Origin of the sequence: Sagittula sp. MA-2 (assembly GCF_030126985.1) — a bacterium.
In the GTDB taxonomy this organism is placed as follows: domain Bacteria; phylum Pseudomonadota; class Alphaproteobacteria; order Rhodobacterales; family Rhodobacteraceae; genus Sagittula.
Map to the genome: position 1 here is coordinate 2,291,996 of NZ_CP126145.1, position 21,841 is coordinate 2,313,836.

Sequence of the window (21,841 nt, forward strand, 5' to 3'; positions counted from 1 at the left end):
CCGCGGCATGACCTCTCGGAACGACAGGAAGGCCACGGGCGCGGACCGCGTCGTGATTTCAGTGGACGCCATGGGCGGAGACCGGGGACCGGCGGCAGTAGTCGCCGGCATTGCCGCGTCTGCGATCAAGAATCCACAGATCCACTTCATCCTGCACGGCCCCGAGGCGGAGCTTGAAAAGCTCGTCGCCAAGAAGAAGGGCCTGCCCGAACGCGTCACGCTGAAGAACGCCGAGGGCGTGGTCAGCATGGACGACAAGCCCAGCCAGGTCATGCGCCATGGCAAGGGCACGTCCATGTGGTCCGCGCTCGAATCGGTGCGCGACGGCGATGCGACCGTGGCGGTGTCCTGCGGGAACACCGGCGCGCTGATGGCGCTGTCGATGATCCGCCTGCGCAAGTTGCCGGGCGTGAACCGTCCCGCCATCGCGATCCTCTGGCCCTCGCGCAATCCGCAGGGCTTCAACGTGATGCTCGACGTGGGCGCGGACATCCGCGCCGACGCGCAGGACCTGCTGCAATACGCGCTCATGGGCGCCTCCTACGCCCGCAACGGTCTTCACCTCGAACGCCCCCGCATCGGCCTGCTGAACGTCGGCACCGAAGAGCACAAGGGCCGCGCCGAACTGAAGGAAGCCCACGACCTGATCCGCGCCAGCGCCGACAGCGGCAGCTACGACTTCGTGGGTTTCGTCGAGGGCGGCGACATCCCGGGCCGCCGCTGCGACGTGATCGTCACCGACGGCTTCACCGGCAACGTGGCGCTGAAGACCGGCGAAGGCACCGCCTCGCTGATCGGCGACCTCCTGAAGGAGGCCTTCGCCTATTCCCCCCTCTCCCGCATCGCATCGCTTCTGGCGCTGACCTCGCTCAGCCGCCTCAAGAAGCGCATCGACCCGCGGCGGGTGAACGGCGGCGTCTTTCTCGGGCTGAACGGCACGGTGGTCAAATCGCACGGCTCGGCGGATGCCACCGGCATCTCCGCCGCCGTCAAGCTGGCGTTCCAGCTGGCCGAAACCGGTTTCGGAGAGCGGCTCGCCGCCCGCGTGGCCACAGTGCTCGATGAAACCGACCCGCCGGGTGTTGCGTCTGGCGACGCTGCGTCGCAGGATGCGCCCGGGCAGAAGGACATCAACTGAAATGACACGACGCGCGACCGTTATCGGGGTCGGACACTACCTTCCCGATCGAATCGTGGAGAACTCCGAATTCGAGACCGGGCTGACCGGGCTGACCCCCGAACCGATCGTTCTCGAAACCTCCGACGAATGGATCCGGGCGCGCTCCGGCATCGAACGCCGCCACATCGCGGCCCCCGGCCAGACGACCTCGGACCTCGCCACGCGCGCCGCCCGTGTCGCCCTGACCGACGCGGGCATCACCGCCGACGACATAGACGCCATCGTGCTCGCGACCTCCACCGCCGACCTGACCTTCCCCTCCGCCGCGACCATGGTGCAGGCGGAACTGGGCATGACGAAGGGCTTTGCCTTCGACGTGCAGGCGGTCTGCGCCGGATTCATCTACGCTCTGGCCAACGCCAACGCGCTCATCACCTCCGGCCAGGCCGAACGCGTGCTGGTCATCGGGGCCGAGACGTTCAGCCGGATCATGGACTGGACCGACCGCTCCACCTGCGTGCTTTTCGGCGACGGCGCGGGGGCGCTGATTCTCGAAGCGCGCGAAGGCGAAGGCACCAACGCCGACCGGGGCATCCTGTCCTGCGACCTGAACTCCGACGGGCGGTTCCGCGACATCCTCTACGTCGACGGCGGCGTGGCCACGAACTCCACCGGCCACCTGCGCATGGCGGGCAAGGAAGTCTTCCGGCACGCGGTGGAAAAGCTGGCCTCCACCGCGAACACCGCGATGGACAAGATCGGCATGGCTTCGTCCGAAGTCGACTGGGTCGTGCCCCATCAGGCCAACATCCGCATCATCTCCGGCACCGCCAAGAAGCTGGGCCTGCCGATGGAGCGCGTGGTCGTCACCGTGCAGGACCACGGCAACACCTCTGCCGCGTCGATCCCGCTGGCCCTGTCCGTGGGCCGGGCCCGCGGCCAGATCGCCGAGGGCGATGTCGTGGTGACAGAGGCCATCGGCGGCGGCCTCGCCTGGGGCGCGGTCGTGCTGCGCTGGTAATCCACCGGACCGAATTCACCCGCTGATCGCAGCGGCGTCGTTGCCGCCGCATCACCGGCTTGCTATCGTCCCGCCTGCGAAGGGCGCTCCCGCCGTTGCAACCGTCCGATGGGCGGTCAACCGCCGAGGCTCCGGGATCGCCAAGCAGCCGCTCCTTACGGCGATCATGGCCCGCCAGCACAAGGCCACACGCCGACGGGCGCTTTTTCCAGCCTGCCCGAAAAGTTAACGCCCCCTCTTGGCATGACACCTAAAATCCCCTCTCCAAGCCATTGATATTGACTTGTGATTTGGCACGGGCATAAGCTGCGACAGGACAGCGGAGGGATGGAGTATGGGGGAAAAAACCCTGACGCGTATGGACCTGAGCGAAGCCGTGTTTCGCGAGGTTGGTTTGTCGCGGAATGAAAGCGCGGAACTGGTCGAAGCGGTGCTTCAACACATGTCCGACGCGCTCGTCGAAGGTGAGCAGGTCAAGATTTCGTCCTTCGGCACGTTTTCCGTGCGCGAGAAGGCCGCGCGTGTGGGGCGCAACCCCAAGACAGGTGAAGAAGTGCCGATCCAGCCGCGCCGCGTGCTGACTTTCCGGCCCTCGCACCTGATGAAAGACCGCGTGGCCGCGGGCAACAAGCGCTGAGGCGCGTAAAAGATGTCCAAGTCGCCTGACGCCTTCCGCACCATCTCGGAAGTATCCGAGTGGCTCGAGACCCCTGCGCATGTTCTGCGGTTCTGGGAGAGCAAGTTCACCCAGGTCAAACCGGTGAAACGCGCAGGCGGGCGTCGGTACTATCGCCCTGCCGACATGGAATTGCTGGGCGGAATCAAGAAATTGCTGCACGAGGACGGGCTGACCATCAAGGGCGTCCAGAAGGTGCTGCGCGAACAGGGCGTGCGCTATGTCTCGGGCCTGTCGCCCCAAGTGGGCGACGACGACACCGACGCCGAACTGATCGAGGACGCGCCCTACGCCGAGGTCGAACAGACCGACGACGGCATCGTGGCCTTCCCCGGTCGGACCGCGGACCCTCAGCAGGAAGCGCCGCAGGCCGCCGTTCAGGACACGCCCGAACCCGCGCCGGTGGAACCCGACCAGATGGCGGCGATGCCCCCGGAGGACGAACCGGAGGTTGGCGAATCCGACGACGATCTGCCCTCCCTGCCGCCGCTCGCCCCGTTCGAAACGTCAGACGACACGCTCGCCCCGCCCGCGCCCGAACCTGCGCCCGCGGCAGAGGACAGCTCCGTTTCCCTCGCGCCACAGCCCGCGCCCCTGCCCTCCGCCGCGCCCTTGCCAAGTGACGCTGCGGGAGAGCACACCGAAATGACCGCAACGAATGCGGGAGAATCGGTGACGGAGGACGACGACATGGCCCGCCCGGCAGAGGACACGCTGCAGACCGCATTCGCCTTCGACCTGCCGCAGGACGCGGGCATCCCCTCGCCCGACGACATGGCAACGGGGACTGAGCCCGACCTGACGACACCGGACGAAGATCCCTTCGACACCGCCCCCGAAGCGGCGGATGTCATGGAGGACGTAACGGACAGCGACGTGACGGAGGCCGAGGCAGATGCCGACTTCGCCGCGCCCGATACCGATACCGATACCGATACAGACGCCGCCCCGGTGCCGGACATCGCCGTGCCGGAGGCGCCCGCGCGTGCCGCGAACGCACTCAACCTGCCCGACTTCGGCCAGCCCGAGGACGCAGGCCCCCCGACCGCCGGGCCCGGCCTGCTGGCCCGCGCTGCGGCGCTCAGGTCGCTCTCGCCCGAACAGGCGCAGGCCATCGCCGCCCAGATGCCGGCGCTGCAACAGCGGCTCGACCGTCTGAACGGCGCCGCCCCCGACGACGCCTGAACGGCCTCTTTGAAAACCCCGAAAATTGCTGCGGCGGGGGGTTGCCCTTGCCGCAGAAAACGGTAATTAGGCCGGACAAGTCGGGCTATGGCGCAGCCTGGTAGCGCGTCCGTCTGGGGGACGGAAGGTCGCAGGTTCGAGTCCTGCTAGCCCGACCAAATCACACCCCGCCAAGCATCCTCACGCCGTCGCGCATCGCGCGTCCGGTGGCTTGGCGCACCGTGTCTGCCGCTCCCGGAACATCCAAGGTCGCCGCACCGTGGCGCACGTGCCCCCGCGTCGCTTTTCGCCTCCCACTCCGCGCCGCGGCTTGTTAAGACGATCCCCGACAAGACGGAGGCATCCATGACCGGCGTACTGGCCAGCCAGCAGATCCAGACCCTGATCTCCACCGGCGCGCTTGCGGCGGACGAACCTTTCGCCCCTGGGCAGTTGCAGCCCGCCAGCCTCGACCTGCGGCTCGGGGCCCGCGCCTACCGCGTCCGCGCTTCCTTCCTCGCCGGCAAGGGCAAGACGGTGGCCTCCCGCATTTCCGAGTTCGAGATGCACGAGATCGACCTCGCCCCCGGCGCCGTGCTGGAAAAGGGCTGCGTCTACCTCGTGCCGCTGATGGAACGGCTCAGCCTGCCCGACGACATCACCGCCATCGCCAACGCCAAAAGCTCCACAGGCCGGCTCGACCTGCTGACCCGCGTCATCACCGACGGCGGGACGGAGTTCGACCGCGTGGCCCCCGGCTACGACGGCCCGCTCTGGGCCGAGATCTGCCCGCGCAGCTTCTCCGTCCTCGTGCGCCCCGGCATGACGCTGAACCAGATCCGCTTCCGCCGCGGGCAGGCGGTGCTCACCGACGCGCAGCTCAGGGCGCTGCACGAAGAGGTCGGCCTCGTCGCGGGCGGTCCCGCGGTGATCGACGCGGGCCTCGGCTTCTCCGTCGATCTCGAACCCGGGCCGCAGGGCATCGTGGGCTACCGCGCCCGCCCGCACACCGGGGTGATCGACCTGGCAAAGCTCAACCACTACGATCCCGCCGACTACTGGGACCGGCTGCGCTCCGACCGCAAGCGGCTGATCCTCGATCCCGGCGCCTTTTACATCCTCGTCAGCCGCGAGGCCGTGCACATCCCGCCGGGCTTCGCCGCCGAGATGGCCCCCTTCCTCGCCATGGTGGGCGAGTTCCGGGTGCATTACGCCGGTTTCTTTGACCCGGGCTTCGGGCATGCCCCGGCGGGCGGCGCGGGCGCACGCGGCGTGCTCGAGGTGCGCTGTCACGAAGCGCCCTTCGTGCTCGAACACGGGCAGACCGTGGGCCGGCTCGTCTACGAACGCATGTCCGAGGTGCCCGCCCAGCTTTACGGCCAAGGCATCGCCTCGAACTACCAGGGCCAGGGCCTGAAACTTTCGAAACATTTCATGACCGCCTGACGCGGGAACCTGCGCCTTTCCGCGCATCCGGCAGGGGGCTTGGCGGCGCCTTGCCGGATGGCGCAACGTCAACCGCCGGATTTTTCCCTTTCACCGGAACCGGTTGGCGCCCCTCCCTGTTGTCGCTCCAAGGGTCGGACACACCGTCCGGTGCCCAGAACCGAAGATAAGGGAGCATCCCATGTTCAAGAAAATCGCAGTCTCCGCCATTGCCCTCACCGCCGTGACCGCAGCGCCGCTGTTCGCGCTCGAAGCGTCCACCACGACCGAGCTGAACCTGCGCCAGGGCCCCGGCCCGCAGTACGGCGTCGTCAGCGTGATGCCGCAGGACGCGATGGTCACCGTCGACGGCTGCACCGCCTCCGACTGGTGCAAGGTGACCTTCGACGGTGCCGAAGGCTGGGCCTACAGCCCCTACCTGATCAACACCACCATGCCGGAACCGACGGTGATCTACCAGAACACCGAAGCGATGGACGTGCAGATCATCGAAGAGGAAAGGGACGGTGCTGAAACGGCCGTGAACGCGACCGCGGGCGCAGGCTTCGGTGCCGCAACCGCAGCGCTTCTGGTCGGTGGCCCCGCTGCCGTCGCCGCTGGCGTCGTGCTGGGTGCCGCAGGTGGCGCCGCCGCCACCCCGGAAGAGACCACCGTCACCTACGTGTCGCAGAACCCGGTCGAGCCGGTCTACCTGAACGGTGAAGTCGTCGTCGGCGCCGGTATCCCGGAAGGCGTGACGCTCTACGACGTGCCGGAAGCCGATTACACCTACGCCTACGTCAACGACGCGCCGGTCATCGTGAACCCGGAGAACCGCCGCATCGTCTACGTCGTGCGCTGATACGGCCAGACACAAGACAGACACAAGGAAGGCCCTGCCACCCGGCAGGGCCTTTTTCGTTTCAGGGAACACCCCCTCAGGGTGCGCCCCTCACTGATCTCTCAATACCCCCGGGCGCAGACGCCTTCAGCCATTGTCGCCGCGCCGGGCCTGCCGGGCCGCACGGCGCGCCTGACGGGCCTCCCGCTGCGCCTGCCGGTCCTCGTGCCGCGCCTCGTCATCGAAGCTGTGCGCCATGCCGTCGCCGCGCACACGGTCGGCTCCGCTCCGGCCACGCCCCTGCCCGAAGGCGCGGCCCATGCCGGCGTTCACGCCCTTGCTCACGAACTGCCGCACCACCTGGTTGACGATCATGCGGACGATCTGGTCGATGTTCATGCCTGTCTCCTGTCCGATGCGGCGCCCTCGCCCGCACCTGCTGGATAATGTTGTAGCCACGGGCAACCGGTTCGGATCGCGCCCATGGCCCCGCGTGCAACTTGCCTGACCATACCGCGAAATTGCGTCCAATCTTGGGCGAACACGCGGAATTGTCCTCAGTCCTCGAACAGTTCGGACTGGCCTTCGCCCGCCTCCATCTCGTCCGGGTCGCTTTCGTCGCCCATCGGCCCGATCGGCGAGGGACGGCTTTCCAGCAGACCGGCCGACCGCAGCTCTGCCAGCCCCGGCAGATCGCGCGCCGACTCCAGCCCGAAGTGGTCGAGGAAGCCCTGCGTCACCACGAAGGTCACCGGGCGGCCCGGCGTCATCCGGCGGCGGCCGAAGCGGATCCAGTCCATCTCGATCAGCTGGTCGACCGTGCCGCGCGACACGGCAACGCCCCGGATTTCCTCGATTTCCGCCCGCGTCACCGGCTGGTGGTAGGCGATGATCGCCAGTGTCTCCACCGCCGCACGCGACAGCTTGCGGATCTCCACCGTCTCGCGCTGCATCAGGTAGCCAAGGTCCGGCGCCGTGCGGATCGCCCAGGCGTCGCCCACGCGCACCACGCGCACGCCGCGCCCCTCGTAGCGCTTGCGCAGGTGCACCAGCGCCTCCGCCGGATCGCAGCCGTGGGGCATCCGGTCGCCCAGGTCCCTGACCGTCACCGCTTCCGCGCTGGCAAAGAGGATCGCCTCCACCATGCGCTCCTGCTCGCCCATCGGCGGCGCCTCGAACAGCGAGTCGCGGATCGGCTCGTCTGTTTCGGTCTCGTCGCCGGTCTCCGGCAGATCGTTCATTCCCGGCCCTCCCGGCGGCGCAGCTGGATCGGCTCGAACGTGCCGCTCTGCCGGATCTCCGCCTTGCCTTCCTTCACCAGTTCCAGCGAGGCGGCAAACGTCGCCGCCGTGGCCGAGCGCCACATCACCGGGTCCTCGCTCCAGCCCTCCGGCAGGTAGCCCTGGATATCGGTCCACTGCCCAGCAAAGCCGATCATGCCGCGGATCCGGTCCAGCGCCTGCTCCATGGTGAACACCTTGTCCCGGTCCATCACGAAGGGCCGGAATTCATCTCGGGTGCGGATGCGCGCATAACCCTGCATCAGGTCCAGCAGCGAGGCGGTGTAGACCACCTTGCGCACGCGCTCCATCTCTTCGGGGACGCCGCGGGCAAAGAAGTCGCGGCCCAGCCGGTCGCGCGCCATCAGCTTTGCCGCCACCTCGCGCATCGCCTGCAACCGCTCAAGCTGGAACGCCAGATGCGCCGCCAGATCCTCGCCCGAGGGGCCTTCCTCCGCCGGATCGGGGGGCAGCAGCAGCCGCGATTTCAGGAACGCCAGCCAAGCCGCCATCACGAGGTAATCCGCCGCCAGTTCGATCCGCAGCGCCTTGGCCTTCTCGACGAAGACGAGGTACTGCCGCGCCAGTTCCAGCACGCTGATCTGCCGCAGGTCCACCTTCTGCGTGCGCGCCATGTTCAACAGCAGGTCCAGCGGCCCCTCGAAGCCCTCCACGTCCACGACCAGAGCCTCCGCCGCCATGCGATCGGCGACGGAAAGCGGCAGTTCCGGCTCTGCGGTGGTTTCGTCCATCGGACACCCTTCACGCGGTCAAGGCGTCAAATTCAGCCTCCAGCGCCGCGATGTCAACATCGTCGGGCGCGCGGCGGGCGGCCAGCGCCGCCTCTGCGCGGGTCTGTGCCGCCGGGGTCATCTCTCCGCAGCGCTGCCAGATCGACACCATCTCGTCGAAGTCGCCGTTGCAGTGCAAAACAAGGTCGCAGCCCGCCGCCAGCGCCGCCGCACCGCGTTCGCGCACCGTGCCGCTCAGCGCCTCCATCGAGATGTCGTCGGTCATCAGCAGGCCGTCAAAACCGATCTCTTCCCGGATGATCTTCACCATCACCTCCGAGATCGTCGCCGGTTGCGGGTCGATCTCCTCGAACACCAGATGTGCCGTCATGCCCAGGGGCAGGTCGTTCAGTGCACGAAAGGCGGCAAAATCGGTATGGTCCAGCACATCTCGCGGCGCTCCGACACGCGGCAGGTCCTTATGGCTGTCCAGCGTGCCCAGGCCATGGCCGGGGATGTGCTTCATCACCGGCAGCACGCCGCCCGCGAACAGCCCGTCGGCCACCGCGCGGCCATGGCGCACCACGGTCTCCACATCGGTGCCGTAGCAGCGGTTGCGCAGGATCGGATGCGTCTCGTCGCGGGCCACGTCCAGCGTCGGAATGCAGTTGCCGTCGATGCCCATGGACCGCAGCTCATGCGCGATCAGCCGGGCGCGCAGCCAGAAGGCCCGCGGCCCCAGCGCCACGTCTTCCAGCGGCGGCCGGAACTCCTTCGCCAGCGGCGCCCGCAGACGCTGCACGCGCCCGCCCTCCTGGTCGATGAACACCGGCGCGTCGAAACCGGCCGCCGCGCGCAGCGCGTCGCACAGTGCCCGGACCTGATCCGCGCTCTCGATGTTGCGGGCGAACAGGATGAATCCGAAAGGGCGCACTTCCCGGAAGAGCGCCTTCTCGTCCGCCGTCAGCTCAAGCCCCGCGCAGCCAAGGATGGCCGCGCCGAAGCGGCTCATCGCGTGACCACCGGGATGCAGTCCACCTTCTCGGCGACGAAGGCCGCGCAGAAGCGCCGCGCATCGGACAGGTCGACAAAGCCTTCGGCCCGCAGGCGGTAGAACGTCCGCCCGCCCGAGGTCGCCTGCTGGATCACGCGGCCCTTGCCGTCCATGAAGTCGCCGAAGCGCGCCTCCAGACGCGTCCATTCCGACCGCGCCGTCTCTGCGCTGTCGAAGGCGCCGATCTGCACCAGACGCGTGCCCGCGGGCAGCGACGCCGGGTCGATCTCCTTCGTGACGCTGGCCACGGCGGCGGCGATCACATCCGCATCCACCGGACCGACCGAAGCCACCTGCAAGCCCGACGGCCGCAGCTTGGGCCGGAGCGACCGGCCAAGGCCCGGCCCGGGCTTCGGCATCTGCGCTTCGGCGGCTTCCTCGTCGGCGTATTCGCCTTCGGGGAAAATATCGAGCGCGCCGGACGACGAAACGTCCTGCACCGCCGTCACCACCGGGTTGTCCGCGCCGGGCGCAAGCGGCGAAAGCGGCTCGCTCTCGGCCGCGATCTGGGCCGCCAGTGCAAGGATCGGGTCGTTTTCTGCATCCTCACCGGATTGCGTCGACATCACGGCGGGCGTCACGGCGTCCATGGCCGCGAAAGCCTCGGCCTCTGCAATCGCCTCCGCGTCCTGCTGCAGCGCCAGCGACAGCGCGCCCGTGGCCACGTCTTCGGCCGCCAGACCCGCCGGGCGCGGCGCCAGCAAAAGCTGCTGCGCCGGTCCCTCGGCCGAGCCCTGCCCCGCCACCGCGTTCACCGCCAGCCCCTGGTGATCGGCCAGCGTGCCGCCCGGATCTTCCGGCGCCACGCGCATCGGGCCGGAGGCCGCGCGCACGACCGGCACGCCGCTGACGTCGCGCGCCATCACGCCGTAGCCCCAGATGCCGACACCCACCACCAGCGCCAGGGACGCCACGGCGCCGAGAAGGTTGGTCATCGAAACGGCCCGGACCTGCGCCGCAGCGCCATGATCCTGCACGCCGTAATCGTCACCGTATCCGCCGTCGTAACGGTGGCCACCGCGCTGGAAATGCCCGGAAACAGGCGCAATGCGCCCCGCGTCATAGGAATAGTCCGCCATGTCTGCCTCGTGTTCCCCCGCCAGTACATTGCCGGCAAGGTGATGCTGCTCGTCCTTATTAACGACGCCACCGGCCCTGCGGACCAGCCCAAGAGAATTGGAAAAGCGCCTGTCGGACCCGGAGGCGCGCGCCTTGTGTCAGCGCATTTCTTCCACCGGGGTCACGCCCAAGATACCAAGGCCTGCGGAAATCACAACCGCCGTGGCGCGTGCCAGCGCGATTTTCGACTGTGTTGCAACAGGGTCATCCTGCAGGAAACGCAGCGCCGGTTCGTCGTTGCCCCGGTTCCACAGCCCGTGCAGGTCCGACGCCAGTTCGCCCAGGTAGGTCGCCACCCGGTGCGGCTCGTGCGTGCGGGCGGCGATCTCGACCAGCCGCGGCCATTCGGCAAGCTTCGCGGCAAGGTGCAGTTCCGCCGGATGGGTCATGCCGGACAGGTCCTGCGCGGCAAGCGTCGCGTCGGACACGTCGATGCCCTCTGCCCCGGCCTTGCGCAGCACCGAACAGATCCGCGCATGGGCGTACTGCACGTAGAACACCGGGTTCTCCTTCGACTGCTCGACCACCTTGTCGAAGTCGAAGTCCAGCGCCGCATCGGATTTCCGCGTCAGCATGTGGAACCGCGCCACGTCCGAGCCCACCTCGTCCACGAGGTCGCGCAGCGTGATGAAGGTCCCTGCCCGCTTCGACATCTTGAACGGCGCGCCGTTCTTGAACAGCTTCACCAGCTGGATCAGCTTGATGTCCAGCGACACGCGGTCCTGGCTCAGCGCCTTGACCACCGCCTTCAGCCGCTTGACGTAACCGCCGTGATCGGCGCCGAAGATGTTGATCAGCAGGTCGAAGCCGCGCTGCACCTTGTCGTAGTGATAGGCGATGTCCGGCGCGAAATACGCCCACGAACCATCGGCCTTCATCACCGGGCGGTCCTCGTCGTCGCCGAACTCGGTCGACTTGAAAAGCCACTGCTCGCGCTCTTCCCAGTCCTCGTCCGTCTTGCCCTTGGGCTTCGGCAGGACGCCCCAGTAGATCAGCCCCATTTCCTTAAGCGCGTCGATCGCCGCCTCGATCCGGCCGGTGCCGTAAAGAGACTTCTCGGAGAAGAAGACATCCATGTGCACGCCAAGCGCGGCCAGATCGTCGCGGATCAGGTCCATCATCGCCTCGGTCGCGAACTCGCGCACCTCCGGCAGCCAGACCTTCTCGGGCGCGTCCAGCCAGATGTCGCCGACCTTGTCCTTCAGCGCTTCGCCCACCGGGATCAGGTAGTCGCCGGGATAGCTGCCCTCCGGCCAGTCGACCGACAGGTCGTGCGCCTCCTGGTAACGCAGGTACACGGACCGTGCCAGCACATCGACCTGCGCGCCGCCGTCGTTGATGTAGTATTCGCGGGTCACGTCATAACCCGCGTACGCCAGAAGCGAGGCCATGGCATCGCCCACGATGGCGCCCCGCGCGTGGCCCACGTGCATCGGCCCCGTGGGGTTGGCCGAGACATACTCGACGTTGACCTTCTCGCCCTTGCCCATGTCCGACCGGCCATAGGCGGTGCCGTTGCCGAGGATCGCCTTGGGCAGCGTCTGCCAGACCGACGGCTCGAGCCGCAGGTTCAGGAAGCCCGGGCCCGCCACCTCGGCGCTCGACACGCGCGGATCGTCCGCCAGCTTCGCCGCCAGCGCCTCCGCGATGTCGCGCGGCTTCTGCTTTGCCGGCTTGGCCAGCACCATCGCCGCGTTGGTCGCCATGTCGCCATGCGCCGGATCTCGCGGAGGCTCCGTCGTCACGGCATCGGTATTGAGACCGTCAGGCAGCACACCCTCGGTCACGAGGGTCGCGATGGAATCGAGGACAAGCGCGCGGATATCGGCAAAGAGGTTCATGTTCAGGCTCCAAGGATTGGCGCCTCCTCTATCACTTTGGCCGCGCGCGTCAAACGTGTCACTGCGCCCTCAGGCCTCGCGCCGCTCCTCCCGCTTCTTGGTGAACGACAGGATGCGCGTGCCGGGCCGGTCCTGCGGGTCCTCGTCGGGGGCAAGGAAGCGCAGCCGCCCGCCGGGGGTCAGCTCGGCCACGGCCACGGCGCCCTCCAGCGTTTCGCGCCAGTTCTCCAGCTTCCACTCCTCCGACAGGGTGCTGACGCGGAACTCGTAACCCTCGGCAATCGCCGCGTTCGCCTCGAAGTAGGTCTGCTGCAGCGCCAGCGGCCGTCCGCCCAGCGTGGCGGGCAGCTGGTGGCGCGAACTCGTCTCCTTCACGCGCTTGAGCTGAAAGACGTTGTCGCGCCCGAACTCCGGCGCGAGGTCGGTGGCAACCAGCGTGTTGTAGGCGTCGTTCTCGGCGGCGCAGATCAGCTTTTCGTAGGCGATCAGCTCCACCCGCTCCTCCGCGGCCTCCGACAGGATGTCGCCGAAGAACACGTCGATCCCGGCCTCGCGCGCACCACGCAGACGGGCGTGGTTCGGGTCGGCGATCATGACCGGCAGGCCGGCGGACTTCTTGACCTCTCCCTTCTCGCCCTTCTTCTCCACCTGCCCCAGCTTGCGCAGCGCCTGCGCCAGTTCCACCGACCAGCGCGATCCGCCAAGGATCAGCACGCCCGGCTTCTCTCCGGCGCTGAGCCCGAGGAACCGCGCCACCGGCGACAGGGTGAAGCCGTGCAGCACCACCGTCGCCGCCACCAGCGCAAAGGCCAGCGGCGCCACGCGGTCGCCGTCGGGAATGCCCAGCTCCACCAGCCGCTCGCCGAACAGACCCGCGACGGCCACCAGCACGACGCCGCGCGGCCCGGTCAGGGCGACCAGCAGGCGTTCCTTGGCGGGCACGTTGGTGAAGGCCAGCGCGATCAGCACCGGCAGCGGGCGCGCGATCAGGATGACCACCGCGACAAAGACCAGCGCCCGCCAGTCCAGCACCATCAGCCGGTCAAAGCTCATCCCCGCCGCAAGCAGGATGAACACACCCGACACCAGCAGCACCGTCGCGTGCTCCTTGAAGCGGTAGAGCTCGGTAAAGGACGGCAGGCCCGCGTTGGCGATCCACAGCCCCATCAGCGTCACGGCAAGCAGCCCGCTTTCATGCAGCACCGAATCCGCAAGCCCGAAAACCGCAAGCAAAACAACGAACAGGACGGGGACCTTCATGTACTCCGGCACGTAGGCGCGACGGAAGGCGGCCGCCAGGCCCGCGCCCCCTGCAAGCCCCAGCGCGCTTGCCACGCCGATGCCCATGGCCAGTTCCCAGATGGCATGGCCCGCACCCGTGGCGGTCTGCAGCACCACGACCACCTCGAAGGCCAGGACCGCCGCCAGCGCGCCGACCGGATCGTTGACGATGGCCTCCCACTGCAAGAGCGCCGCCGGGCGCTTCGCCAGCTTGGCCTGCCGCAAGAGGGGCGCGATCACCGTCGGCCCCGTCACGATCATGATGCCGCCGAAGACCGCAGAGCTTTCCCACGACAGCCCCGCCACGTAGTGCAGCGCGCAGGCCGACATCAGCCACCCCAGCGGCGCGCCGATGATCACCAGCCGCCGCACGCCCGTCGCCGCGTCGCTCAGGTGGCCGAGGTCCAGCGTCAGCCCGCCCTCGAAAAGGATGATGGCCACGGCGATGGCGATCATCGGCGACAGCATCGACCCGAATTGCGCCGCAGGGTCCAGAATGCCCAGCACCGGGCCGACGATCAGGCCCGCCGCCAGCATCAGCACGATAGCCGGAAGCCTCAGCCGCCAGGCCAGCCACTGGCTGCCCACGCCAAGCGCCCCCACCAGCCCAAAGGCCAGAACGGGGTCCAGTGCCCCCGCCGTTTCCGCAACCGCCATTCGTCCCTCTCCGTGTGGTTTCGACAGACCTAGGACGGTACAGGTGTCCAGTCGACTATTCTTGTGTCGATGTTTTCGGCCTCCGTCCCATCGAAGAGGGACAACACCAGGTCACCGGCGGAAAGGCAGTCCGCCCCGGTCCAGGTTTCGGGCGCGTCCAGCACCCGCACGGCCCCGCGCCGCCCGCGCCCCGAGGCGTTCACGAAACGGCTTAACAAACCATCGTAACTGATTGATCCGGATATACTATCGGAAGACGTGAAATTCTCCGGAACGACCAGGACTCCGCAGCCTTCGGCGGTCTTAAGGCCACCCTCCAGCGCATCCGTCAGCCCCCAGCTCAGCGCGATCATCTCGCGCGAGGCGGCGGCATCCCCGGCCACGGTCAGCAGCATGCAGTCGATGAAACAATCCAGCGGCTCGCCGTTCCAGCTCCCCTTGAGCAGGTCGACCACGTTGTGCGGCATCCCGCCCAGCGTCAGCGTCTGGATCAGGTCGGGGTGATCCCGTGCGACGTCGAGAAGGAGATCGTGCTTGCGGCCAAGCGCCACGACGCGGCCCCCTTCGGACGCGATGCGGCGACACAGCGATGCGGCAAGCGGATGTTCCGCCCCCGCCACCACGGCAACCCTGCCCTCGAACCGCCCCGACTGTTCCGACACTCTGCAACCCTCTCGGTCACAGAAGTGCCACAGACGTCACTGCCGGGAAAGCCCGGTTTCCCAATGCCCGTCCAGAATGTCGGTGCCGGTCAGCTTGGCATGCTGTTGCAGGGCAAAACGGTCGGTCATGCCCGCGATGTAATCGGCCACGAGACGCGCCCGCGTGGTTTCGTCCTGCGCCGCCTGCACATCCTTGTGCCAGCGCCGCGGCAGCAGGGTCGGATCGTCCATGAAGATCGGGAACAGGTCGTCGACCGCCTGCGTCACCCGCCGCCGCTGGTCCATGACCGTCGGCGCGCGATAGACCCGCGTGAACAGGAACTTGCGGAACTCCGTGATGTCCTGCGCCATCCGGTCGGAAAAGGCGATCACCGGGTAGCCCAGCTCCCGGATCTCCTGCGCGGACCGTGCGCCGCTGTCCGCGAGGATCTGCCGCGACACGTCCAGCAGGTCGGTGACCATCACGCCGAACACCCGGCGCAGCGCCTCGTGTCGGCGGCGGTACCAGTCGGTGCCGGGATACAGCCGGTCGACCTCGGCATAGGCCTCGCCCACCATCGGCAGCTCGGCCACGGCCTCCTCCGAGAACAGCCCGGCGCGCAGCCCGTCGTGCAGGTCGTGGTTGTTGTAGGCGATGTCGTCCGACAGGGCCGCCACCTGCGCCTCGGCGCTGGCATGGGTGTGCAACTCCAGGTCGTGCACATCGTTGTAGGCCTTCAGCGCATAGGGCAGATCGTCGCCCGGATCGTCCGGCCCCGAGGTCAGCGGCCCGTTGTGCTTGGCGATGCCTTCCAGCGTGTCCCAGGTCAGGTTCAGCCCGTCGAACTCGGCATAATGCCGTTCCAGCGAGGTCACGATGCGGATCGTCTGGGCGTTGTGGTCGAACCCGCCATAGGGCATCATCAGCGCGTCGAGCGCATCCTCCCCGGTGTGGCCGAAAGGCGTGTGGCCCAGGTCATGCGCCAGCGCCACCGCCTCCGCGAGGTCGATGTTCAACCCCAGCGTGTTCGAAATGGTACGCGCCACCTGCGCCACCTCGATCGAATGCGTCAGCCGCGTCCGGTAGAAGTCGCTCTCGTGCTCGATGAAGACCTGCGTCTTGTGCTTCAGCCGCCGGAACGCCGACGAATGGATGATCCGGTCGCGGTCGCGCTGGAAAGAGGAACGGTGCGCGCTCTCATCCTCCGCGAAAAGCCGCCCGCGTGCCGTTTCCGGATCGCTTGCGTAAACTGCGCCCATCCGGCCTGTCTCCCGTACAATCTGACGTTGGTCTCTTAGCGCCTCGTTCCTGCGATAACAACAACTTGTCGCAACAAGGGCCAGGGCCGCGCAGACCGGCTGTGCGCGCCGCGCGGCCCCGATCCCCTTGCCCCATCTTGCCCCGGCGCCCGCCTGCACTTAAGTCTGTAGGGACCGCAACCGAGGACCGATCCATGCAGCTCCCGCCGAAAGTCACAGAACGCGCCTTTGCCCGCCTGTCCGAAATCGGTGCCGCCGACCAGGGCAAGGCCCTGCGCGTGGCGGTCGAGGGCGGCGGATGCTCCGGCTTCCAGTACGACATCAGCCTCGACGCCCCCGCGACCGACGATCTCGTCATCGCCGAAGGGCCGGAAAAGGTGGTGGTCGACCCGGTCTCCCTGCCGTTCCTGTCCGGCGCCACGATCGACTTCACCGACGAGCTGATCGGCGCGCGCTTCACCATCGACAACCCGAACGCCACCAGCTCCTGCGGCTGCGGCACGTCCTTCTCCATATAAGGAGAATGCGGCCCGGACGGCCGCTGCGCGCGCATTCTATATATAAGGAGCGAACGCGCGGCCTTGACCGCGGCCAGCAAGGGCACACCGACAAACGACAAAGGGGCCAAGCGGCCCCTTTTTCCGTATCCCTTCATCTTGGTGAAAATACCTCGGGAGGGGTCCGGGGAGGGCAGCGCCCGCCCCGGCTCGGGTTGGTCTCACTCCGCCGGAACCATCCGCGCCGCACGCACCCGGCCCACGTGATCCTCCAGCACCAGCCATGCGCCGGAGCCCACCACCAGCATCACGCCAACCACCGTGGCCGCTGTCGGCACCTCGCCGAAGGCCGCGAAACCGATGACGACCATCCACACGAACTGCAGGTTCATCAGCGGCGTGGCGACATAGGCCGGCAGCAGGCGAAGCGCCTCGGCCACCACGTAGCGTGCTCCGAAGAGCGCCCCGGCATAGGCCGCAACCCACATCAGGTCGGTCAGGCCCATCGGCTGCCAGACGAAGGGCAGCGCCACCGCCATCGACACCATCAGCGCAAGGTTCGGCCAGAAGACCTGCGCCAGCGGCGCCCGTTCGACCTTGGCGATGACGCGGGCGGCCAGCATCGACCCCGTCCCCGACACCGCGGCCAGAAGCGCCCAGGCATGGCCCGCCTGCATCCCGGACACACCGCCCGGCATCAGGAACAGCACGCCGCAGGCGCCGACGGTCAGCGCGGCCCAGGCCAGCGGGCGCGGCGTCTCGCCGAGGATCGGGCCGGACAGCACCGCCGCGATCAGCGGGATGAGACCGATGAACAGGAACACGTCGGCAAAGGGCAGCAGCCGGAAGGCCATGAAGAACGCCACCGAAGCGACCACCGTCAGCACCGCGCGGATCAGCATGGCCGTGCGCGACTTCACCCGAAGCCCCGCAACGACCCCCTGCCCGCCCATGCGCGCACCGCCCACCGACAGCGCCACCACCAGAAGCGAGGACAGCACGAAAAGCTGCGGCGCGGCGTAGGACCCGGCGATGAACTTCGTGATCCCGTCGGCCGCCGCCATCATGCCGGTGTAGACCACCACCAGCAGCGCCCCCAGACCGGCGCCACCCAGCGCCATCGTCATCTTCGAAACGCGCTTCATGCGGCACCTGCGCGGGCGAAACCGGCAAAGTAGTCGGGGAAGAAAGCGCAGCTTTCGCTCGCCACGGTCAGCACCTCCAGCGTCGTCTCCGACAGCGCCGGCAGGATCATGGTGCGCATCCGCTCCCAGTCGCCGCTGCGGCGTTCCATCCCCAGCATGGCCTGGCTGATCTCGCGGAGCGCGGTCGAACGGCGGCCGTTCTTCGAATAGGTCATCCGCTCGTTTTCCAGCGGCTTGCGGAACACCGGCGCCCCGATCACCGCCTGGTGCCAGTTGCACACCAGGAACTCGTGGTAATCGTCGTTCAGCGGCAGACCTTCGCCGTGATCGACGCTGTAGGCGGCGGTTTCCTCTTCCAGCCAGGCGCTCCAGGCGATCGGCGGTTCCTGTCCGGCATAGACCAGCGCGATGCAGACCTCTGCCAGCAGGTCGGCGTTCTGGTCGAGGAAGGCGGTAAGCCCTGCATAATGCAGGCTGATCATGGCCTTGTCGTCCAGCAGCGGATCGCGCCGTCCGTACTCCGACAGGTAGTAGACGATGTGCGTCAGCTCGTAGGCCGCCTTCTTGTTCGGCAGCGCGAAGGTCGCGGTTCGTCCGCAGAAGGCGCGCAGCCGGTCATCCAGCCCTTCGTCGCGCACAGGATCGATCCCGCGGCGCATCATCAGGCGCCGGGCTTCGGCGCGCTGGAGATCGGACAGTTCAGCCTCGGCAAGGCGCTGTGATGCGGCAAACTCAACCATACGCTGAGCAGAATTCCCCGAAAAGCCGAGATCCTCAAGATCCAATGCAAGCGACAGTAGAAATCTGTAGTACTGTGGGAAGAATGTCAGCCTGTCTTCGGCCTGTTCATAGAAGGCCTCGTGCACGCTCAGCGCCTCTGCCGTGACGGGCTGGCCGGTGCACTCCAGGATGTTCAGGAGTTCCGCGTTTTCCTTCAGCCAGAACACGTCGTCACCTGTGCGGCGATGATCGGCGAAGGAGCCCAGAAGCGCGGTGATCCGCGCTTCCAGAGGCGCAATCCGGGACGGGACGGTCAGTTGGATGACATTTTGCATTTGGTCTTCTCCTCTGTCGTTGGCAGAGCTTCGCGCCCCGCCCGGGTTCGCAGGTTCTCGGTCGCGGCTCAGGCCTTGACGGACCAGCTGGTGAAGGCTTCGACGGCATCGCCTGCTTCGCGCTCACCGGCAGCCGGGCCGGACCAGGAGGTGAAAGCCTCGACGTTGTCGCCGGACACACGGTCGCCAGCGGCCGGACCGGACCAGGAGGTGAAGGCTTCGACGCTGTCGCCGGAGATCTTGTCGCCAGCCGCCGGGCCGGACCAGGAGGTGAAGGCTTCGACATTGTCGCCGGAGATCTTGTCGCCAGCCGCCGGGCCGGACCACGAGGTGAACGCCTCGACGCTGTCGCCGGAGATCTTGTCGCCAGCCGCCGGGCCGGACCACGAGGTGAACGCCTCGACGTTGTCGCCGGAGATCTTGTCGCCTGCCGCCGGGCCGGACCACGAGGTGAACGCCTCGACGTTGTCGCCGGAGATCTTGTCGCCAGCCGCCGGGCCGGACCACGAGGTGAACGCCTCGACGTTGTCGCCGGAGATCTTGTCGCCAGCCGCCGGGCCGGACCACGAGGTGAATGCCTCGACGTTGTCGCCCTGGGCTGCGGAACCGGTCACCGGGCAGGACCAGGAGGTGAACATCTCGACTGCGGAACCGTCACGCAGGTCGCCGCGGGTCGGGGCGGACCAGGAGGTGAAAGCTTCGACCGCGTCGCCGGTGTCGATGTCGCCAGCCGCCGGGCCGGACCAGGAGGTGAACATTTCGACCGAATCGCCGGAGAAGGCGCTCGTTTCGACGCTGGAAACGATTTCTTCAGAAGCCTGGGTTTTGATGAGTGCGGACATTGTCGTTCTCCGTTGTGGGAAGTGCGTTGTTGACCCCCTAACGCTGCCCGCAAAAAGCGTTTGCAGAAAAGTTAATTCCTGTTAAGGTTGTTTAATCAATTGTTTATCCACAGGGACCGGTGGAAACATCTGTCTCTGAACGCGAAACAATAGGACTTATCCCCAGACCGACAAAACTTGTGGAAAAGTGGAATCGACGCCACGCAACGCAACTTTGCAGGTTTGCAAAGTCGGGAAAGGCGATTCGAGATGAGGGGAGACTCGGTTGAGTTAAATAGCAGAGCGCAACCCAAAGTTGAATACCCCTGCCGCTACGCGACACAAAATATCAGAAAAATGACGTTGATCAACATCACTTAACTCTCTTTGGCGTCACCCCTTTTCTCACTCCTGAAATCCCCGCGCTTGACCTTCGACACGATCCACGGTCCACCTGAATCAAAATCGGGGGATCGAATGAATATCGCGACATTCAACATAAACGGCATCAAGGCACGCATCGGGGCCCTTTCCGACTGGCTCCAATCTGCAAACCCCGACGTCGTGCTGGCGCAGGAAATCAAGTCTGTGGACGAAAATTTCCCCAGGGAGCATTTCGAGGACATGGGCTACGTCGTCGAGACCCACGGACAGAAAGGGTTCAACGGTGTTGCCATCCTGTCGAAACTGCCGCTGGAGGACGTGACCCGCGGCCTGCCCGGCGACCCGGACGACGAACAGGCCCGCTGGATCGAGGCGACGGTGATGGGCGACACCACCGCCGTGCGCCTCTGCGGCCTCTACCTGCCCAACGGCAACCCCGCCCCCGGCCCGAAATACGACTACAAGCTCGCCTGGATGGACCGCCTGCACACCCGCGCCGAGGAACTCCTCGCCGCCGAGATGCCCGCGGTCATGGCCGGCGACTACAACGTCATCCCCCAGGCCGAGGACGCGGCCCGGCCCGACGCCTGGAAGGACGACGCGCTCTTCCTGCCGCAGTCCCGGCAGGCCTTCCGCCGCATCCTCAACCTCGGCTTCACCGAGGCCTTCCGCGCCCGCACGCAAGGCCCGGGCCACTATTCCTTCTGGGATTACCAGGCCAATTCCTGGGAACGGAACAACGGCATCCGCATCGACCACATGCTCCTGACCCCGCAGGCCGCCGACCTGCTCGAGGACTGCTGGATCGAAAAGGACGTCCGCGCGGGCGAAAAGCCCTCCGACCACGTCCCGGTCTGGTGCGCCCTCGCCGCCTGAGGCTCCGCCCCCACCGCTTCACCTGGACGGAAATACCTCGGAGAGCACGAGAGGCAGCGCCTCTCGTCGGCCGCAAGGCCGTGCCACCTGCCCTTGCACAGCCCCACCGGGCGGTCTAGATTCCTGACAAAAGCCCCCGGAAACAGCCGGACCCACCAGAGACACCAGAGCGGAGCCCCATATGCCCATCCATGCCCAGGACCTCGAGGACCTTCTGCGCCAATCCTTCCCGGACGCCAAGATCGTCGTCGAGGGTGACGACGGCGTGCACATGTCCGCGATGGTGGTCGACGAGAGCTTCCGCGGCATGAACCGCGTCCAGCAGCAGCGCGCCGTCTACGCCGCGCTCAAGGGCAAGATGGACGGCCCCTCCGGCGAACTGCACGCCCTCGCCCTGACCACCCGGGCCCCCGACTGACCCGCCCGGCCCCTCGCGGGCCACGCACATCCCGGCCCGCCCCGCCCGGCGCGCGCCCGACAACGGAGAACGACATGACCGAGACGACCGACGCCAAGACCCGCATCGAGGAAACCGTGAAATCCAACGACGTGGTGCTCTTCATGAAGGGCACCAAGGCGATGCCGCAATGCGGCTTCTCCTCCCGCGTGGCGGGCGTGCTGAACTACATGGGGGTCGAATTCCAGGACGTGAACGTCCTGACCGACGACGCCATCCGCCAGGGCATCAAGGATTACTCCGACTGGCCGACCATCCCGCAGCTCTACGTGAAGGGCGAATTCGTCGGCGGCTGCGACATCATCACCGAGATGACGCTGTCCGGCGAACTCGACGGCCTGTTCGACCAGAACGGCATCGCCTTCAACAAGGACGCCGCCGACAAGATCCGCGAAGCCAACGCCTGAGCCGATCCCGGCGCCGGGCCCCTGACAGTGCCCGCAGGACTTGCTGCAGATCGAAGGGCGGCCCCGCACCGGGCCGCCCTTTGCCATT

22 protein-coding genes and 1 tRNA gene are annotated in these 21,841 nt (G+C 67.2%); 11 read left to right on the forward strand and 12 right to left on the reverse strand.

Annotated features, from left to right (window positions below):
- Positions 1-7 precede the first annotated feature (7 nt).
- From plsX to QNI11_RS11130, 7 genes are all read left to right on the forward strand, one after another.
- Positions 8-1,138, forward strand: a complete 1,131-nt coding sequence (gene plsX, locus QNI11_RS11100; RefSeq protein WP_100930420.1) for a phosphate acyltransferase PlsX — start codon at positions 8-10, stop codon at positions 1,136-1,138.
- A 1-nt stretch (position 1,139) separates the two neighbouring features.
- A complete protein-coding gene (locus QNI11_RS11105; protein ID WP_100930419.1) occupies positions 1,140-2,141 on the forward strand; it encodes a beta-ketoacyl-ACP synthase III in 1,002 nt (333 codons plus the stop codon).
- 334 nt (positions 2,142-2,475) lie between these two features.
- The gene (ihfA, locus tag QNI11_RS11110) at positions 2,476-2,778 is read left to right on the forward strand and encodes an integration host factor subunit alpha (protein ID WP_005857850.1); all 303 of its coding nucleotides are present in this window, start codon (positions 2,476-2,478) and stop codon (positions 2,776-2,778) included.
- A 12-nt stretch (positions 2,779-2,790) separates the two neighbouring features.
- Positions 2,791-4,002 carry a MerR family transcriptional regulator gene (locus tag QNI11_RS11115; protein WP_283983445.1) on the forward strand — a complete coding sequence of 404 codons (1,212 nt, stop codon included), beginning with the start codon at positions 2,791-2,793 and terminating at the stop codon, positions 4,000-4,002.
- Between the two features lie 81 nt (positions 4,003-4,083).
- A tRNA-Pro gene (locus QNI11_RS11120) sits at positions 4,084-4,160 on the forward strand.
- 187 nt (positions 4,161-4,347) lie between these two features.
- A complete protein-coding gene (locus QNI11_RS11125; RefSeq protein ID WP_283983446.1) occupies positions 4,348-5,427 on the forward strand; it encodes a 2'-deoxycytidine 5'-triphosphate deaminase in 1,080 nt (359 codons plus the stop codon).
- Between the two features lie 181 nt (positions 5,428-5,608).
- Positions 5,609-6,268, forward strand: a complete 660-nt coding sequence (locus QNI11_RS11130; protein ID WP_100930416.1) for a DUF1236 domain-containing protein — start codon at positions 5,609-5,611, stop codon at positions 6,266-6,268.
- A 126-nt stretch (positions 6,269-6,394) separates the two neighbouring features.
- Here the strand turns inward: QNI11_RS11130 and QNI11_RS11135 are convergent, their stop codons facing one another.
- The 9 genes from QNI11_RS11135 to QNI11_RS11175 form a co-directional block, all read right to left on the reverse strand.
- On the reverse strand, positions 6,395-6,646 hold the full coding sequence (locus tag QNI11_RS11135) for a hypothetical protein (protein WP_283983447.1): 252 nt from the start codon (positions 6,644-6,646) through the stop codon (positions 6,395-6,397).
- A gap of 158 nt (positions 6,647-6,804) precedes the next feature.
- The gene (scpB, locus tag QNI11_RS11140) at positions 6,805-7,488 is read right to left on the reverse strand and encodes an SMC-Scp complex subunit ScpB (protein WP_283983448.1); all 684 of its coding nucleotides are present in this window, start codon (positions 7,486-7,488) and stop codon (positions 6,805-6,807) included.
- The gene (locus QNI11_RS11145; RefSeq protein ID WP_100930413.1) at positions 7,485-8,279 is read right to left on the reverse strand and encodes a ScpA family protein; all 795 of its coding nucleotides are present in this window, start codon (positions 8,277-8,279) and stop codon (positions 7,485-7,487) included. The genes scpB and QNI11_RS11145 overlap by 4 nt, the downstream gene beginning before the upstream one ends.
- A gap of 10 nt (positions 8,280-8,289) precedes the next feature.
- Positions 8,290-9,270: a glycoside hydrolase family 3 protein gene (locus QNI11_RS11150; RefSeq protein WP_283983449.1), complete on the reverse strand. Its 981-nt coding sequence runs from the start codon at positions 9,268-9,270 to the stop codon at positions 8,290-8,292.
- Positions 9,267-10,391 (reverse strand): SPOR domain-containing protein, encoded by a 1,125-nt coding sequence (locus QNI11_RS11155; protein ID WP_283983450.1) that lies wholly within the window; start codon positions 10,389-10,391, stop codon positions 9,267-9,269. Before QNI11_RS11155 ends, QNI11_RS11150 begins: the two co-directional genes overlap by 4 nt.
- A 138-nt stretch (positions 10,392-10,529) precedes the next feature.
- A complete protein-coding gene (gene argS, locus QNI11_RS11160; protein ID WP_283983451.1) occupies positions 10,530-12,272 on the reverse strand; it encodes an arginine--tRNA ligase in 1,743 nt (580 codons plus the stop codon).
- Positions 12,273-12,341: 69 nt separating this feature from the next.
- Positions 12,342-14,210, reverse strand: coding sequence for a sodium:proton antiporter (locus tag QNI11_RS11165; protein ID WP_100930409.1), 1,869 nt, complete (start codon positions 14,208-14,210; stop codon positions 12,342-12,344).
- Positions 14,211-14,239: 29 nt separating this feature from the next.
- Positions 14,240-14,872: a hypothetical protein gene (locus QNI11_RS11170; RefSeq protein ID WP_283983452.1), complete on the reverse strand. Its 633-nt coding sequence runs from the start codon at positions 14,870-14,872 to the stop codon at positions 14,240-14,242.
- A 36-nt stretch (positions 14,873-14,908) separates the two neighbouring features.
- Positions 14,909-16,111, reverse strand: a complete 1,203-nt coding sequence (locus QNI11_RS11175; RefSeq protein ID WP_283983453.1) for a deoxyguanosinetriphosphate triphosphohydrolase — start codon at positions 16,109-16,111, stop codon at positions 14,909-14,911.
- A gap of 194 nt (positions 16,112-16,305) precedes the next feature.
- Here QNI11_RS11175 and QNI11_RS11180 point away from each other — a divergent pair, with 194 nt between their 5' ends.
- A complete protein-coding gene (locus QNI11_RS11180) occupies positions 16,306-16,629 on the forward strand; it encodes an iron-sulfur cluster assembly accessory protein (protein ID WP_100930406.1) in 324 nt (107 codons plus the stop codon).
- Positions 16,630-16,829: 200 nt separating this feature from the next.
- Here the strand turns inward: QNI11_RS11180 and QNI11_RS11185 are convergent, their stop codons facing one another.
- The 3 genes from QNI11_RS11185 to QNI11_RS11195 form a co-directional block, all read right to left on the reverse strand.
- On the reverse strand, positions 16,830-17,753 hold the full coding sequence (locus QNI11_RS11185) for a DMT family transporter (protein ID WP_100930405.1): 924 nt from the start codon (positions 17,751-17,753) through the stop codon (positions 16,830-16,832).
- The gene (locus tag QNI11_RS11190) at positions 17,750-18,808 is read right to left on the reverse strand and encodes a hypothetical protein (protein WP_100930404.1); all 1,059 of its coding nucleotides are present in this window, start codon (positions 18,806-18,808) and stop codon (positions 17,750-17,752) included. Before QNI11_RS11190 ends, QNI11_RS11185 begins: the two co-directional genes overlap by 4 nt.
- Positions 18,809-18,876: 68 nt before the next feature.
- Positions 18,877-19,650 carry a DUF6749 domain-containing protein gene (locus tag QNI11_RS11195; protein WP_283983454.1) on the reverse strand — a complete coding sequence of 258 codons (774 nt, stop codon included), beginning with the start codon at positions 19,648-19,650 and terminating at the stop codon, positions 18,877-18,879.
- Positions 19,651-20,106: 456 nt separating this feature from the next.
- Between QNI11_RS11195 and xth the strand changes: the two genes are divergently transcribed.
- The 3 genes from xth (at position 20,107) to grxD (ending at position 21,753) form a co-directional block, all read left to right on the forward strand.
- Positions 20,107-20,889 (forward strand): exodeoxyribonuclease III, encoded by a 783-nt coding sequence (gene xth, locus QNI11_RS11200; protein WP_283983455.1) that lies wholly within the window; start codon positions 20,107-20,109, stop codon positions 20,887-20,889.
- Between the two features lie 181 nt (positions 20,890-21,070).
- Positions 21,071-21,307, forward strand: a complete 237-nt coding sequence (locus QNI11_RS11205) for a BolA/IbaG family iron-sulfur metabolism protein (protein ID WP_005857816.1) — start codon at positions 21,071-21,073, stop codon at positions 21,305-21,307.
- Between the two features lie 74 nt (positions 21,308-21,381).
- A complete protein-coding gene (gene grxD / locus QNI11_RS11210; protein ID WP_100930401.1) occupies positions 21,382-21,753 on the forward strand; it encodes a Grx4 family monothiol glutaredoxin in 372 nt (123 codons plus the stop codon).
- The last annotated feature ends 88 nt before the right edge of the window (positions 21,754-21,841 follow it).

Coding starts and splice junctions, on each gene's coding strand:
- QNI11_RS11105 (WP_100930419.1), top strand. CDS start 1,140: ATGACACGACGCGCGACCGTTATCGGGGTCGGACACTACCTTCCCGAT.
- QNI11_RS11185 (WP_100930405.1), bottom strand. CDS start 17,753: ATGAAGCGCGTTTCGAAGATGACGATGGCGCTGGGTGGCGCCGGTCTG.
- QNI11_RS11180 (WP_100930406.1), top strand. CDS start 16,306: ATGCAGCTCCCGCCGAAAGTCACAGAACGCGCCTTTGCCCGCCTGTCC.
- QNI11_RS11175 (WP_283983453.1), bottom strand. CDS start 16,111: ATGGGCGCAGTTTACGCAAGCGATCCGGAAACGGCACGCGGGCGGCTT.
- QNI11_RS11155 (WP_283983450.1), bottom strand. CDS start 10,391: ATGGCGGACTATTCCTATGACGCGGGGCGCATTGCGCCTGTTTCCGGG.
- QNI11_RS11205 (WP_005857816.1), top strand. CDS start 21,071: ATGCCCATCCATGCCCAGGACCTCGAGGACCTTCTGCGCCAATCCTTC.
- ihfA (WP_005857850.1), top strand. CDS start 2,476: ATGGGGGAAAAAACCCTGACGCGTATGGACCTGAGCGAAGCCGTGTTT.
- scpB (WP_283983448.1), bottom strand. CDS start 7,488: ATGAACGATCTGCCGGAGACCGGCGACGAGACCGAAACAGACGAGCCG.
- xth (WP_283983455.1), top strand. CDS start 20,107: ATGAATATCGCGACATTCAACATAAACGGCATCAAGGCACGCATCGGG.
- QNI11_RS11115 (WP_283983445.1), top strand. CDS start 2,791: ATGTCCAAGTCGCCTGACGCCTTCCGCACCATCTCGGAAGTATCCGAG.
- QNI11_RS11165 (WP_100930409.1), bottom strand. CDS start 14,210: ATGGCGGTTGCGGAAACGGCGGGGGCACTGGACCCCGTTCTGGCCTTT.
- QNI11_RS11150 (WP_283983449.1), bottom strand. CDS start 9,270: ATGAGCCGCTTCGGCGCGGCCATCCTTGGCTGCGCGGGGCTTGAGCTG.
- QNI11_RS11125 (WP_283983446.1), top strand. CDS start 4,348: ATGACCGGCGTACTGGCCAGCCAGCAGATCCAGACCCTGATCTCCACC.
- argS (WP_283983451.1), bottom strand. CDS start 12,272: ATGAACCTCTTTGCCGATATCCGCGCGCTTGTCCTCGATTCCATCGCG.
- grxD (WP_100930401.1), top strand. CDS start 21,382: ATGACCGAGACGACCGACGCCAAGACCCGCATCGAGGAAACCGTGAAA.
- QNI11_RS11135 (WP_283983447.1), bottom strand. CDS start 6,646: ATGAACATCGACCAGATCGTCCGCATGATCGTCAACCAGGTGGTGCGG.
- QNI11_RS11145 (WP_100930413.1), bottom strand. CDS start 8,279: ATGGACGAAACCACCGCAGAGCCGGAACTGCCGCTTTCCGTCGCCGAT.
- plsX (WP_100930420.1), top strand. CDS start 8: ATGACCTCTCGGAACGACAGGAAGGCCACGGGCGCGGACCGCGTCGTG.
- QNI11_RS11190 (WP_100930404.1), bottom strand. CDS start 18,808: ATGCAAAATGTCATCCAACTGACCGTCCCGTCCCGGATTGCGCCTCTG.
- QNI11_RS11195 (WP_283983454.1), bottom strand. CDS start 19,650: ATGTCCGCACTCATCAAAACCCAGGCTTCTGAAGAAATCGTTTCCAGC.
- QNI11_RS11130 (WP_100930416.1), top strand. CDS start 5,609: ATGTTCAAGAAAATCGCAGTCTCCGCCATTGCCCTCACCGCCGTGACC.